The sequence below is a fragment of the Gordonia sp. QH-12 genome (assembly GCF_001578675.1).
Taxonomy (GTDB): domain Bacteria; phylum Actinomycetota; class Actinomycetes; order Mycobacteriales; family Mycobacteriaceae; genus Gordonia; species Gordonia sihwensis.
Genome location: NZ_KQ969295.1, coordinates 78,265 through 91,142, shown reverse-complemented (window position 1 = coordinate 91,142; position 12,878 = coordinate 78,265). Strand labels below are relative to the sequence as shown.

Below are 12,878 nucleotides of genomic sequence, written 5' to 3'. Positions count from 1 at the left end.
GAGCGGGCGAAACATTACTTCAGATGGTGAGCTGAATGGATCTCTTCGAATACCAGGCGAAGGAACTGTTCGCCAAGCATGGGGTACCCACCACACCAGGTCGGGTGACTGACACTGCCGCCGATGCGCGGGCGATCGCCGAGGAAATCGGCAAGCCCGTGATGATCAAGGCGCAGGTCAAGGTCGGCGGCCGCGGTAAGGCCGGTGGCGTCAAGTACGCCGCAACCCCTGATGACGCACAGACGCACGCTGAAAACATCCTCGGGCTCGATATCAAGGGCCACGTTGTCAAGAAGCTCCTCGTTGCCGAGGCCAGTGACATCGCCGAGGAGTACTACATCTCCTTCCTGCTCGATCGCGCCAACCGCACCTACCTGGCCATGTGCTCGGTCGAGGGCGGCATGGAGATCGAAGAGGTCGCCGCAACCAAGCCGGACCGGCTGGCTCGCATCGCCGTCGACGCGGTCAAGGGCGTCGACCTGGCGTTCGCGCGCGAGATCGCCGAGAAGGGCCATCTGCCCGCCGAGGTCCTCGACGCGGCCGCCGTGACCATTCAGAAGCTGTGGGAGGTCTTCGTCGCCGAAGACGCACTGCTCGTCGAGGTCAACCCGCTGGTGCGCACGCCGGACGATCAGATCCTGGCGCTCGACGGCAAGGTGACGCTGGACGGCAACGCCGAGTTCCGGCAGCCGGGCCACGCCGAGTTCGCGGACAAGGACGCCACCGATCCGCTCGAGCTCAAGGCCAAGGAGAACGACCTCAACTACGTCAAGCTCGACGGTCAGGTCGGTGTCATCGGCAACGGTGCGGGTCTGGTCATGTCGACCCTCGACGTGGTCGCCTACGCCGGTGAGAACCACGGCGGCGTGAAGCCGGCCAACTTCCTCGACATCGGCGGCGGTGCGTCCGCCGAGGTGATGGCGGCCGGTCTGGACGTCATTCTCGGCGACGAGCAGGTCAAGAGCGTCTTCGTGAACGTCTTCGGCGGCATCACCGCCTGTGACGCGGTCGCCAACGGCATCGTCGGCGCGCTCGCCAAGCTGGGCGACACCGCCAGCAAGCCGCTGGTGGTCCGTCTCGACGGCAACAAGGTCGAGGAGGGTCGCAAGATCCTGGCCGAGGCCAACCACCCGCTGGTGACCCTGGCGGACACCATGGACTCGGGTGCCGACAAGGCCGCTGAGCTGGCGAACCAGTAGGAGACGAAGAAGACTCATGTCGATCTACCTGAACAAGAACAACAAGGTCATCGTCCAGGGCATCACCGGCGGCGAGGGCACCAAGCACACCGCGCTGATGCTGAAGGCCGGCACCAACGTCGTCGGCGGTGTCAATGCCCGCAAGGCAGGCACCACCGTCTCGCACGTGGACGCCGACGGCAACACCGTCGAACTGCCGGTGTTCGCATCGGTCGCCGAGGCCATGGAGAAGACCGGGGCCGATACCTCGATCGCCTTCGTGCCGCCCGCCTTCTCGAAGGACGCCATCATCGAGGCCATCGACGCCGAGATCCCGCTGCTCGTGGTCATCACCGAGGGCATCCCGGTCCAGGATTCGGCTTACGCCTGGGCGTACAACGTCGACAAGGGCGCCAAGACGCGCATCATCGGCCCGAACTGCCCCGGCATCATCACGCCGGGCGAGGCGCTGGTCGGCATCACCCCGAACAACATCACCGGCAAGGGCCCGATCGGTCTCGTGTCGAAGTCGGGCACCCTGACCTACCAGATGATGTACGAACTGCGCGACCTCGGCTTCTCGACCGCCATCGGCATCGGCGGAGACCCGGTCATCGGCACCACCCACATCGACGCGATCGAGGCCTTCGAGAAGGATCCGGAGACCAAGCTCATCGTCATGATCGGCGAGATCGGCGGCGACGCCGAGGAGCGCGCGGCCGACTACATCAAGGCCAACGTCACCAAGCCGGTCGTCGGCTACGTCGCGGGCTTCACCGCGCCGGAGGGCAAGACCATGGGCCACGCCGGCGCCATCGTCTCCGGCAGTTCCGGCACCGCGCAGGCCAAGAAGGAGGCCCTCGAGGCCGCCGGCGTCAAGGTCGGCAAGACCCCGAGCGAGACCGCCGCACTGGCGCGCGAGCTCTTCGACGCACTCTGATCGGACTCCGGTCCGGACGGATCTGAGAGTCGGACGACGAAACGTCCCGGTACGGCTGCATTGCCGCACCGGGACGTTTCGCATTCAGCCATAATCGTCGAGTGATAACCGATCTGGTCTCGGGTGCCGTGAACCGCGTGCTCGATGTTCCGCGTGCAGTGATCCGCGGTGTGCTGTCCGAGGCGATCGCATTCCTCACCGAAGAGATCGACCTGACCGAGGTGCTGCTCGCGGCCGTCGACCTCGACCGGGTGCTCGGCGAAGTGAATCTGCAGGCCGTCGTGGAACGACTGGACCTGAACGCGGTGATCGACACCATCGATCTGCAGAAGGTGCTCGACGGCATCGACCTGACGCCGATCCTCGACCGGCTCGATCTCAACCCGGTTCTGGCCAGACTCGACATCGACGCGGTGGTCGACGGAGTCGACCTCGACAAGGCGGTCCGGCGCATCGATCTCGACGCCGTCCTCGCGGGCGTCGATCTGGTGGTGGTCGGCAACCGGGTGATCAACGGCGTGGATCTCTCGTCGATCGTGCGCGACGCCAGTTCCACTGTGACGACCGAGATGATCTCCGACGTCCGGACAAGCAGTGAACGCGCCGACGACGCCGTGGAGGGCTTCGTGAACCGGGTCTTCCGCCGGAAGTCCGACGATGACTGAGCCGCGTGACGCGCAGCCGCGGACCGCGGGGATCGTGACCAGGCTGATCGCCGCCGTCATCGACGTGGTGCTGGTGGTCGCGCTTCTCGGTCTCGGTTATCTGGGGACGGCCTTCGTCCTGTTCACGATGGATATCACCAACTTCGCCTTCCCGCAGGTCGGGTGGTGGTTCACCACCAGCGGATTCCTCGGCATCGCGTTCGTCTATCTGGTCGCCGGGTGGTCGGTGACCGGCCGGACGGTGGGGAACGTGTTGATGGGACTGCGTGTGGTGCGCGTCAGCGGACGGCCGATGCACTTTGCGCAGATCCTGCTCCGGGCGTTGACCTGCGTGGTGTTCCCGGTCGGACTGTTCTGGGTGGTGCTGTCTCCGCGGCGGATGTCGTTGCAGGACGCGGTGCTGCGGACCAAGGTGATCTACACCGACGGATGAGAGAGCGGCGGACCGCCGCCGTCGACCGGGCCCGCAGTGTCGGATCCGGGTGGTTAGATACGGACATGACCAACCCGCCGCATCCGGATCAGCCGGACCCGAAGCCGGACTCGCAGCAGGCCCTCGGCCAGGAGACGAATTCCTGGACTTCCGCCAACCCGATGCCCGGATACGGTCCGGGACCGAGTGCGCAGCCGGGACCGCCGCCGATGATATACGGCGCGCCCGGTTACCCGCCGCCTCCCGTCAGGCCCCCGCTCCTCTCGCGCACTCCGACGCCGGTCCTGATGGCCGTCGGGTCCACGGCCGCCGGACTGGTCACGTTCTTCATGGGATTCCTCGGCTGGGTGACGGTCTCAGACGAGATCGACCACAAGGCCGAGGTCTGGGCCACTGGCATGAACGGAACCTTCGACGTGCCCGCTTACCTCAGCCCGTCGCTGATTCTCAGTCCCGGCTGGTTCTTTCTGCTGCTGGGGACAGTCGGTGTCGCGGCAGCGGGGCTGGCCGCACCGAGGTGGCGGCGCTACCTGCCGTTGCTGGCCTTCCTCGCGATCTTCGGCTGGCTGGGTCTGCTCGTCTGCGCACTGGGTCTTCCGCCGTTCCTGAGTCTCGGGGCCGGTGCCTATGTGGCGCTGACGGTCGGTTTCATCCAAGCGGCGTTGTTGGCGATCGCCGCGGTGATCGACGGTCGTGCTCCCGCCGACCAGGGGCCGCCGCCCCGATTCTGAGCTCGGTCGGACGCGAGCGGTGATCGTTCGGCCGAATCGTGCTGCGCCCTGGACGAGGCTCGTCGCTCGTCGTAGCGTCGAGGACAGAGCGTTCGCCGGAGGCAGTCCACAGGGGATTGGAGGCTCGCCATGATCCGCAGAATCACGCTCCTCGCCGCCGTGGCGGCGGTCGGACTCACCGTCGCCTTCGCCGGGGCACCGGCCGCGTCGGCTGCACCGACCCACGCGCCCCCTCCGCGGATGTACTGCACGGGTACGGTCTGCTTTCTGATCTGCGCGGCCATCGACGCGATCTCGCCGGTCCCGCAGCGCTGGTGCTACCCGTTGTGGACTCCGAACATGAGTTGACTGCCCGAACGCCCGGCGTCAGGCATCATCGGGCATATGGGTACTGAGCGGCCGGGTAATGGGCGGCCGGGTAATGAGCGGCCGGACGCCGCGGCGATGATCGACGCCGTGCTCGACGACGGGACGTGGTGCAGCTGGGATCGGTCCACCGAGCCGGAGTCGGTCTGTACCGGCTCCGGGCGCGTCGGCAGTCGTCCCATCGCCCTGGTGGTCAGCGAATTCGGTGTATCGGGCGGGTCGATCGGCGCGACGGCCGGTGCGCGGATCGTCGAGGCGGTGCGCCGCGCCACGGCGGAGCGGCTCCCTCTGCTGGCGCTCCCGGCGTCCGGCGGAACGCGCATGCAGGAGGGCACGCCCGCGTTCCTTCAGATGGCCGCCATCACCGCTGCCGTAGCCGAGCACCGCGACGCCGGGCTGCTCTACCTGGTGTATCTGCGACATCCGACCACGGGCGGGGTCTTCGCCTCCTGGGGGTCGCTCGGCGACGTCACCTGGGCTCAACCCGGAGCGCTGACCGGATTCCTCGGACCCAGGGTGTACGCGGGCATCTACGGCCGCCAGTTCCCGGCGGGCGTGCAGACCGCCGAGAACCTGCACCGCCTGGGATTCGTCGACGACGTCGTCGACCACCGCCGCCTCGGCGCTCGGGTCGCGAGCGTCCTCGCGGCGCTCGATCCCGCTGCGGCGGCCGTCCGGCACGAGGCGGCGGGACCGCTCGCCGCGAAGGTCGACGACGCGTGGTCGGCGGTGGCCGCCACACGTGACCGGATGCGCCCCGGGCTGACCGAACTCGAGACTCACCTCGGGGCGGTGCGGCTGGCGGGCGACGGGCCGATCCGTATCGCGCTCGCGAGGTTCGGCGGCCGTCCAGTGGTGCTGGCGGGGCAGGATCGCCGAATCCAATCGGAGGGCCGGTCGATCTCGGCCGACGCCCTTCGCGTCGCTCGCCGGGGTATCGCGCTCGCCGTCCGATGGGGACTGCCGCTGGTGACCGTCGTCGACACCAGCGGCGGCGAACTGTCGCGGGCGGCCGAGGAATCGGGCCTGGCTCGGCAGATCGCCGCGTGCACGATGGAGCTGCTGTCGGCCGCGACTCCCACGGCGTCGGTTCTGCTCGGGCAGGGCGCGGGCGGCGCGGCGCTCGCGATGTTCCCGGCCGACCGTGTGATCGGTGCCGCTGACGGCTGGCTCGCACCGCTTCCGCCCGAGGGGGCGAGCGTCATCATGCACGGAGACGTCGGCCATGCGGCTGAGATGGCCCGGGCTCAGCACGTCTGGGTGCGCGAGCTGCGCCGGCTGGGAATCGTCGACGAGGTCGTGACGACACTCGACGAGACGGTGGCGGCCATCGACCGCTGGATCGCCACCGACCCCGTCGCCGATCGCTCGGGGCGGGTGCGGGTCGGGCGGTAGAGTCGGCAGCGTCATGTCTTCGCAACCCGTCCCGACGCCGCGACCGGCCACTCGCCGTGAACAGGCGAAGGCGGCGCGGCGCGTGGAGATCCTGTCGGCGGCGGCCAGGCAGATGGCCCAGCGCGGCTACAACGGAGTGCGGCTGGAGGACATCGGCGCCGAGGTCGGGATCAGCGGCCCGGCCATGTACCGGCACTTCCAGTCCAAATCCGAGTTGCTCGACACGATTCTGATCGACATCAGCGAGCGGCTGCACGACGGCGGCGTGGCCGCGGCGGCCGAGGGCGGAACACCGGTCGAGGTGCTCGAACGACTCATCGAGTTCCACATCGACGTGCTGGTGACCCGGCCGGACCTGATCAGTGTGCAGGACCGCGATCTGTGGTCGCTGTCGCCGCAGGCGCGGCACCGTGTGCGTTCGTTGCAGCGCCGGTACGTCGAGGTGTGGGTGCGGGTCCTGATGGATCACGCGGCCGACCGCGGCGTCGCACTCGAGGCCGTGGAGGCGCGGGTGCGCATCCACGCCATGTTCGGTCTGCTCAACTCCTCGCCGCGGCTTCCGGAGTTTCCCCGGGACCGGCTGCGCGGATTGCTGACCGGAATGGCGATGGGCGCGTTGCAGAGCTGACGGCACGCCGGCCAGGCTCCCACGAGACCGTTTCGGGTCCGTGCGAGGGCGCCTCAGCTGCACAATTCACTCATTCCGCTGTGAGCCCCCGCCAGGGACTGGCGAATGTGGGCGCCGTCACCTATCCTGTATTTCAGTTAATCGAAGCTAACTGAAAGGGCGGCATGACGGCGACATCCTCTTCAGACGCGCATCACGCCAACGTGGCCGTGTTGCGGACCCGGCTGCTCGCCGCGGCGCAGGGCGGCGGCGAGAAGGCGCGAGAGCGACATCTCTCGCGCGGTAAGCTCCTCCCACGCGACCGGATCGACGCCCTGATCGATCCGGGTTCGCCGTTCCTGGAGGTGGCTCCGCTCGCGGCCTACGACATGTACGACGGCAAGGCTCCGGCGGCCGGCGTGGTGGCCGGCATCGGCCGGATCCACGGCCGCGAATGCATGATCGTCGCCAACGACGCCACGGTGTCGGGCGGCACGTACTACCCGGTGACCGTCAAGAAGCATTTGCGCGCGCAGGAGATCGCGTCGCAGAACCGGCTGCCGTGCATCTACCTGGTCGACTCCGGCGGTGCGATGCTCCTCAACCAGGACGACGTCTTCCCGGATCGGGAGCACTTCGGCCGCATCTTCTACAACCAGGCCACCATGAGCGCGGCCGGGATTCCGCAGATCTCGGCAGTTCTCGGTTCCTCGACTGCGGGCGGCGCCTACGTCCCGGCGATGAGCGACGAGAACGTCATCGTGCGGAACCAGGGCACCATCTTCCTGGCGGGCCCGCCGCTGGTGAAGGCGGCGACGGGCGAGGACGTGACCGCGGAGGAACTCGGCGGCGGAAGCATGCACTCCACCGTCTCCGGCGTCACCGATCACCTCGTCGACAACGACGAGCAGGCACTGGCCAAGGTGCGCGAGATCATCGCCACCCTCGGCCCGCGCGAGCCCGCGCAGTGGGAGACGGTGCCCACCCGCGCGCCGCAGCGCCCGCAGACCGACATCTACGACGTGGTGCCGACCGATTCGCGGATCCCGTACGACGTGCGCGAGGTCATCGAGATCCTGTCCGACGGCGGCGAGTACACCGAGTTCAAAGCCGGCTACGGCACCTCGCTGGTGACGGCGTTCGCGAAGATCCACGGTCACCCGGTCGGGTTCGTGGCCAACAACGGCGTGCTGTTCAGCGAGTCGGCGCTCAAGGGAGCGCACTTCATCGAACTGTGCGACCAGCGCCGCATCCCGCTGATCTTCCTCCAGAACATCACCGGTTTCATGGTGGGTCGCCAGTACGAGGAGGGCGGCATCGCCAAGAACGGCGCCAAGATGGTCAACGCCGTGGCCTGCGCACGCGTGCCCAAGCTGACCGTGATGATCGGCGGCTCGTTCGGCGCGGGCAACTACTCCATGTGCGGCCGCGCATACTCGCCGCGCTTCCTGTGGATGTGGCCCAACGCCCGGATCTCCGTCATGGGCGGACCGCAGGCCGCAGACACCCTGGCCACGGTCCGTCGGGGCGGTATCGAACGTTCCGGCGGCACTTGGTCGGCGGAGGAGGAAGAGGCCTTCAAGGCGCCGATCCGCGATCAGTTCGAGCGTCAATCCGACGCGTACTACTCCACGGCGAGACTGTGGGACGACGGGATCATCGATCCCGCCGATACCCGAACCGTGCTGGGGCTGGCCCTGGAGGCCTGCCGGTACGCGCCGCTCGACGATCCCGCCTACGGCGTCTTCCGGATGTGAGGGACATGCACGTGAACACCACTACTGACACTCGCAGCATTCGCAAGGTCCTCGTCGCCAACCGCGGCGAGATCGCCTGCCGTGTGATCGCCACGCTCCACGACATGGGCATCAAATCGGTGGCCGTGTACTCGGACGCGGATGCGGACGCCCCGCACGTCAAGGCCGCGGACGAGGCCGTCCGGCTCGGCCCGGCACCGGCGACGCAGAGCTATCTGCGGATCGACGCCGTCATCGAGGCGGCCCGGCTCACCGGTGCCGACGCCGTGCACCCCGGCTACGGCTTCCTGTCGGAGAACCAGCAGTTCGCCGAGGCACTGGCCGAAGCGGGCATCATCTTCATCGGACCGCCCGCATCGGCGATCGCCACGATGGGCGACAAGATCACCGCGCGCGACGCGGTCACCAAACGCAGCGTGCCCGTTGTCCCGGGCATCTCCCGTCCGGGCCTGACGGATCAGGAACTGATCGACGCCGCGGGCGGCGTCGGCTTCCCCGTACTCATCAAGCCGAGTGCGGGCGGCGGCGGCAAAGGCATGCACCGCGTGGAGGACCCGTCCGGACTTCCCGAGGCGCTGGCCACCGCGCGTCGCGAAGCGGCGTCGGCGTTCGGCGACGACACCCTGTTCCTCGAACACTTCGTGCTCACGCCGCGGCACATCGAAGTGCAGATCCTGGCCGACGAGCACGGCAACGTGATCCATCTCGGTGAGCGCGAGTGCTCCCTGCAGCGCCGCCACCAGAAGGTCATCGAGGAGGCGCCGTCGGCGCTGCTCGACGAGGCCACCCGGCAGCGGATCGGCGAGGCGGCCTGCGATGCGGCCCGCAGCGTCGGCTACACCGGGGCGGGAACCGTCGAGTTCATCGTCTCGGCCACCGCGCCCGAGGACTTCTTCTTCATGGAGATGAACACCCGGCTGCAGGTGGAGCATCCGGTGACCGAGATGGTGACCGGTGTCGACCTGGTGGAGCAGCAGGTGCGGATCGCCCGCGGCGAGAAGCTGGCCTTGACGCAGGACGACATCGTGATGACCGGTCACGCGGTGGAGGCACGCGTCTACGCCGAGGATCCGGCGCAGGGATTCCTGCCGACCGGTGGCGAGGTGACGCGGCTGTCGTGGCCGCGTGCGGCCTCGATGGAGCCGGCTCGGCTCGCCACCGGGGCTCAGCGGCCCGGTGTCCGTGTCGACAGCGGCATCGAGGAGGGGTCGGTGATCGGCAGTGATTACGACCCGATGCTGGCCAAGGTGATCGCTTACGGCACCGATCGCGCCGAGGCGCTCGACCGTCTCGACGAGGCCTTGTCGGAGACCCGGCTGCTCGGCGTCGTGACCAACATCGGCTTCTGCCGTTACGCGCTCGCGCAGCGCGATGTGCGCGACGGTGTGCTCGACACCGAACTGCTCGACCGGATCGCCGCCGACTACGCCGCCCCGATGCCCGATCCGCACGCGCTGGTCGCGGGTGCGCTCGGCGCTCTGGACCTCGGCGACCCGGACGATCTCTGGTCGTCCGCGATCGGCTTCCGCATCGGCGCACCGTCACCGGTCCTCGCGCGGCTGGCCGAGTCCGGGCACGTCTACACGGTGTCGGCGCAGATCGATCAGAACCGCACGCCGCGGCCGGGGACCCTCGACGCACACGTGACGATCTCCTTCGAGGATCTCGACCGCGAACCGTGGCAGGCCCCGGTGCGGCTGCGCCAGGTGCCCGGCGACGCCTTCGACCTGATCGTCGACGGACGTTCGCACCGCTGGGAGGTGGCGGTCGACGCCCGCGGCGGTCGCCGCTGGGTGTCGGGCCGGCCGGGAACCTGGATTCTGCACACGGTCCGTGCGCTGTCGGAGCACGATGAAGGCGATGCCGCGGGCCACATCGTCAGTCCGATGCCGGGCACCGTGGTCGCGGTGCCCGGGGTCGACGGCGAGCAGGTCGCGGCCGGCGACCCGCTGGTGGTGGTCGAGGCGATGAAGATGGAGCACACCCTTCGCGCTCCGATCGACGGAACCGCGTCCATCAAGGTCCGGGTCGGGGACAAGGTGGACGCGCAGCAACTGCTCGCGCACGTCCAGGTCGACGACTGAGCCGCTTCGACGCGAACCACGTCAACGACACACGGCTCCCCAGCCAGAGACTTTCAACCCCAGACAGCGATCCACAGACAGCGCCGGACCGATGGACCCGGCCCCACATACGACGAGGAATCTCACTCCATGGAACTGACGCAGGAATACACCGACCTGGTGAACACGGTGCGCGACTTCGCACAGCAGGTGGTGGCGCCCGTCTCCGCCGAACACGATGAGAAGAAGACCTTCCCGTACGAGGTCGTCGGGCAGATGGGCGAGATGGGCCTGTTCGGCCTGCCGTTCAGCGAGGAGTTCGGCGGGATGGGCGGCGACTACTTCGCGCTCGCCCTCGCACTCGAGGAACTCGGGAAGGTCGACCAATCGGTCGCGATCACGCTCGAGGCCGGGGTCGGTCTCGGCGCGATGCCGATCTACAAGTTCGGCACCCAGGAGCAGAAGGAGACCTGGCTGCCGGATCTGCTCGCGGGCCGCCGTCTCGCGGGCTTCGGTCTCACCGAGCCCGGCGCCGGTTCGGACGCCGGCGCCACCGCGACCACGGCACGCGAGGACGGCGACGAGTGGGTTATCAACGGTGGCAAGCAGTTCATCACCAACTCCGGCACCGACATCACTTCGCTCGTGACCGTCACGGCGGTCACCGGGCAGCGCGACAACGGCAAGAAGGAGATCTCGACGATCATCGTGCCCGCCCGAACACCGGGTTTCACCGCTGAACCCGCGTACAACAAGGTCGGCTGGAACGCCTCCGACACCCACCCGCTGAGCTTCGACGACGCGCGCGTGCCACGGGAGAACCTGCTCGGCGAACGAGGCCGCGGCTATGCGAACTTCCTGTCGATCCTCGACGAGGGCCGGATCGCCATCGCCGGTCTCGCGACCGGCGTCGCCCAGGGCTGCGTCGACGAATCGGTCAAGTACGCCCGCGAGCGCAAGTCGTTCGGCAAGGCGATCGCCGAGTTCCAGTCGGTGTCGTTCGCGATCGCCCGCATGGAGGCCCGGGCGCACGTCGCGCGGATGGCGTACTACGACGCCGCCGCCAAGATGCTCGCGGGCAAGCCCTTCAAGAAGGAGGCCGCGATCGCCAAGATGATCTCCTCGGAGGCCGCGATGGACAACGCCCGGACGGCGACGCAGATCCACGGCGGCTACGGCTTCATGAACGAGTACCCGGTGGCCCGGCACTACCGCGACTCCAAGATCCTCGAGATCGGCGAGGGCACCACCGAGGTGCAGCTCATGCTGATCGCGCGATCGCTGGGACTGCCGGCATGACCGCGGCCGACGGCGGCGCCAAGCACGTCACGCAGCGTGGGCTCTGGTTCGAGGAGTTCGAGATCGGCACCGTCTACGAACACCGTCCCGGGCGCACCATCACCGAGGCGGACAATACGTTCTTCACCACGCTGACGATGAACACCCAGGCCCTGCACTTGGACGCGGCGTGGTCGGCCACGCAGCCGGGCTTCGGCGGTCAGCGGCTGGTGAACTCGATGCTCACGCTGTCGACGATCGTCGGGCTGTCGGTGGCACAGCTGACTCAGGGGACGCTGGTCGCGAATCTCGGCTTCCACGACATCGCCTTCCCGGCACCGATGTTCGCCGGCGACACCCTGTACGGCGAGACCGAGTGCACCGGCAAGCGGCTGTCCAAGTCGCGTCCGGGCGAGGGGATCGTCGACCTGACGCACATCGGCCGCAATCAGGACGGAGTGATCGTGGCCCGTGCCTCGCGCTCGACCCTCGTGCGCGTTCGACCCGAAGGGGAATGACAGTGTCCGGAGTGAGAGGGTCGGGAATGACAGGGTCCACAGCGCAATCCTGGACGCCGGCCGGACCGGCTCTGCTGTTCTGCCCGGCCGACCGCCCCGAGCGGTACGCCAAGGCGCTCGACCGCGCCGACATGGTGATCCTCGATCTCGAGGACGCCGTCGCCGAGGTCAACAAGGCCGACGCCCGGGAGGCGCTGATCGCCGATCCGATCGCGGCCGACCGGGTGATCGTGCGGATCAACCCCGCGGGCAGCGTGGAGCATCAGCGGGATCTGGACGCGGTGCAGTGCACGCCGTATCGGGTCGTGATGCAGGCGAAGGTCGAATCCGCGGCGCAGATCACCGCGCACGGACTGCCCACCATCGCGCTCATCGAGACACCTCTCGGCGCGGTTCGTGTCGAGGAGATCGCGGCGGCGCCCAACTGCGTCGGCCTGATGTGGGGTGCCGAGGATCTCGCGGCCGGGATGGGCGGCACGTCGAGCAGGTTCGGTGCGGACGAGCCGGGCACCGGCGGCTACCGCGACATCGCCAGGCACGTCCGGGCACGGGTCCGGCTCGCGGCCGCGGCCTTCGGTGTGGCGGCGATCGACGCGGTCCACATCGACATCGCGGACGTGGACGGACTCGTGGCGGAGGTCCGCGACGCCGTCGCCCAGGGTTACACGGCCACCGCCTGCATCCATCCGAGTCAGGTGGAGCACATCCGCGCCGGCTACGCACCGTCGGCCGAGCGCGTCGAATGGGCCCGCAAGGTGTGCGACGGCGCCCTCGCGCACGACGGCGGCGTGTTCGCCGTCGACGGGCAGATGATCGACGGCCCGGTGATCGCCCAAGCCCGAGCGATCCTCGCCCGGGTGATGCAGCCTCCCGCCGGCTGAGCCGGCACTCGCCCCCGCATCCGACCGACCCACCCGACCCCCACGAGACACCTCAACCCTCACGGA

Annotated in this window: 13 protein-coding genes; all 13 read left to right on the top strand. The window is 68.5% G+C overall.

The annotated features are described in order from the left end of the window. Nucleotides 1-35: 35 nt before the first annotated feature. Nucleotides 36-1,199: an ADP-forming succinate--CoA ligase subunit beta gene (sucC, locus tag Y710_RS13360; protein ID WP_062367656.1), complete on the top strand. Its 1,164-nt coding sequence runs from the start codon at nucleotides 36-38 to the stop codon at nucleotides 1,197-1,199. Nucleotides 1,200-1,215: 16 nt separating this feature from the next. After that, nucleotides 1,216-2,118 carry a succinate--CoA ligase subunit alpha gene (sucD, locus tag Y710_RS13355; RefSeq protein WP_006894654.1) on the top strand — a complete coding sequence of 301 codons (903 nt, stop codon included), beginning with the start codon at nucleotides 1,216-1,218 and terminating at the stop codon, nucleotides 2,116-2,118. Nucleotides 2,119-2,219: 101 nt separating this feature from the next. Next, a complete protein-coding gene (locus tag Y710_RS13350) occupies nucleotides 2,220-2,783 on the top strand; it encodes a hypothetical protein (protein ID WP_006894655.1) in 564 nt (187 codons plus the stop codon). Further along, a complete protein-coding gene (locus Y710_RS13345; RefSeq protein WP_062367655.1) occupies nucleotides 2,776-3,216 on the top strand; it encodes an RDD family protein in 441 nt (146 codons plus the stop codon). Before Y710_RS13350 ends, Y710_RS13345 begins: the two co-directional genes overlap by 8 nt. Before the next feature lie 65 nt (nucleotides 3,217-3,281). Further along, entirely contained in the window at nucleotides 3,282-3,947 is a 666-nt protein-coding gene (locus tag Y710_RS13340; RefSeq protein ID WP_231875743.1) for a DUF5336 domain-containing protein, read from the top strand. A 129-nt stretch (nucleotides 3,948-4,076) separates the two neighbouring features. Next, entirely contained in the window at nucleotides 4,077-4,295 is a 219-nt protein-coding gene (locus Y710_RS13335) for a hypothetical protein (RefSeq protein WP_045538625.1), read from the top strand. Nucleotides 4,296-4,391: 96 nt separating this feature from the next. Further along, complete coding sequence (locus Y710_RS13330; protein ID WP_062367653.1) at nucleotides 4,392-5,708, top strand: carboxyl transferase domain-containing protein; 1,317 nt, start codon at nucleotides 4,392-4,394, stop codon at nucleotides 5,706-5,708. 13 nt (nucleotides 5,709-5,721) lie between these two features. After that, nucleotides 5,722-6,336 carry a TetR/AcrR family transcriptional regulator gene (locus Y710_RS13325; RefSeq protein WP_082781317.1) on the top strand — a complete coding sequence of 205 codons (615 nt, stop codon included), beginning with the start codon at nucleotides 5,722-5,724 and terminating at the stop codon, nucleotides 6,334-6,336. 164 nt (nucleotides 6,337-6,500) lie between these two features. Continuing rightward, nucleotides 6,501-8,072, top strand: a complete 1,572-nt coding sequence (locus Y710_RS13320) for a carboxyl transferase domain-containing protein (protein ID WP_006894660.1) — start codon at nucleotides 6,501-6,503, stop codon at nucleotides 8,070-8,072. 5 nt (nucleotides 8,073-8,077) lie between these two features. Continuing rightward, a complete protein-coding gene (locus tag Y710_RS13315; RefSeq protein WP_006894661.1) occupies nucleotides 8,078-10,156 on the top strand; it encodes an acetyl/propionyl/methylcrotonyl-CoA carboxylase subunit alpha in 2,079 nt (692 codons plus the stop codon). Nucleotides 10,157-10,285: 129 nt separating this feature from the next. Continuing rightward, nucleotides 10,286-11,434: an acyl-CoA dehydrogenase family protein gene (locus Y710_RS13310; RefSeq protein ID WP_062367651.1), complete on the top strand. Its 1,149-nt coding sequence runs from the start codon at nucleotides 10,286-10,288 to the stop codon at nucleotides 11,432-11,434. Further along, nucleotides 11,431-11,931 (top strand): MaoC family dehydratase, encoded by a 501-nt coding sequence (locus Y710_RS13305; protein ID WP_006894664.1) that lies wholly within the window; start codon nucleotides 11,431-11,433, stop codon nucleotides 11,929-11,931. The genes Y710_RS13310 and Y710_RS13305 overlap by 4 nt, the downstream gene beginning before the upstream one ends. A 26-nt stretch (nucleotides 11,932-11,957) precedes the next feature. Continuing rightward, nucleotides 11,958-12,812 (top strand): HpcH/HpaI aldolase/citrate lyase family protein, encoded by an 855-nt coding sequence (locus Y710_RS13300; RefSeq protein ID WP_101841611.1) that lies wholly within the window; start codon nucleotides 11,958-11,960, stop codon nucleotides 12,810-12,812. The last annotated feature ends 66 nt before the right edge of the window (nucleotides 12,813-12,878 follow it).

Bases quoted from the DNA above. Each gene is read 5' to 3' on its own strand.
- Y710_RS13325 (WP_082781317.1), top strand. From the start codon at position 5,722: ATGTCTTCGCAACCCGTCCCGACGCCGCGACCGGCCACTCGCCGTGAA.
- Y710_RS13310 (WP_062367651.1), top strand. From the start codon at position 10,286: ATGGAACTGACGCAGGAATACACCGACCTGGTGAACACGGTGCGCGAC.
- Y710_RS13300 (WP_101841611.1), top strand. From the start codon at position 11,958: ATGACAGGGTCCACAGCGCAATCCTGGACGCCGGCCGGACCGGCTCTG.
- Y710_RS13305 (WP_006894664.1), top strand. From the start codon at position 11,431: ATGACCGCGGCCGACGGCGGCGCCAAGCACGTCACGCAGCGTGGGCTC.
- Y710_RS13330 (WP_062367653.1), top strand. From the start codon at position 4,392: ATGATCGACGCCGTGCTCGACGACGGGACGTGGTGCAGCTGGGATCGG.
- sucC (WP_062367656.1), top strand. From the start codon at position 36: ATGGATCTCTTCGAATACCAGGCGAAGGAACTGTTCGCCAAGCATGGG.
- sucD (WP_006894654.1), top strand. From the start codon at position 1,216: ATGTCGATCTACCTGAACAAGAACAACAAGGTCATCGTCCAGGGCATC.
- Y710_RS13315 (WP_006894661.1), top strand. From the start codon at position 8,078: ATGCACGTGAACACCACTACTGACACTCGCAGCATTCGCAAGGTCCTC.
- Y710_RS13320 (WP_006894660.1), top strand. From the start codon at position 6,501: ATGACGGCGACATCCTCTTCAGACGCGCATCACGCCAACGTGGCCGTG.
- Y710_RS13345 (WP_062367655.1), top strand. From the start codon at position 2,776: ATGACTGAGCCGCGTGACGCGCAGCCGCGGACCGCGGGGATCGTGACC.
- Y710_RS13340 (WP_231875743.1), top strand. From the start codon at position 3,282: ATGACCAACCCGCCGCATCCGGATCAGCCGGACCCGAAGCCGGACTCG.
- Y710_RS13335 (WP_045538625.1), top strand. From the start codon at position 4,077: ATGATCCGCAGAATCACGCTCCTCGCCGCCGTGGCGGCGGTCGGACTC.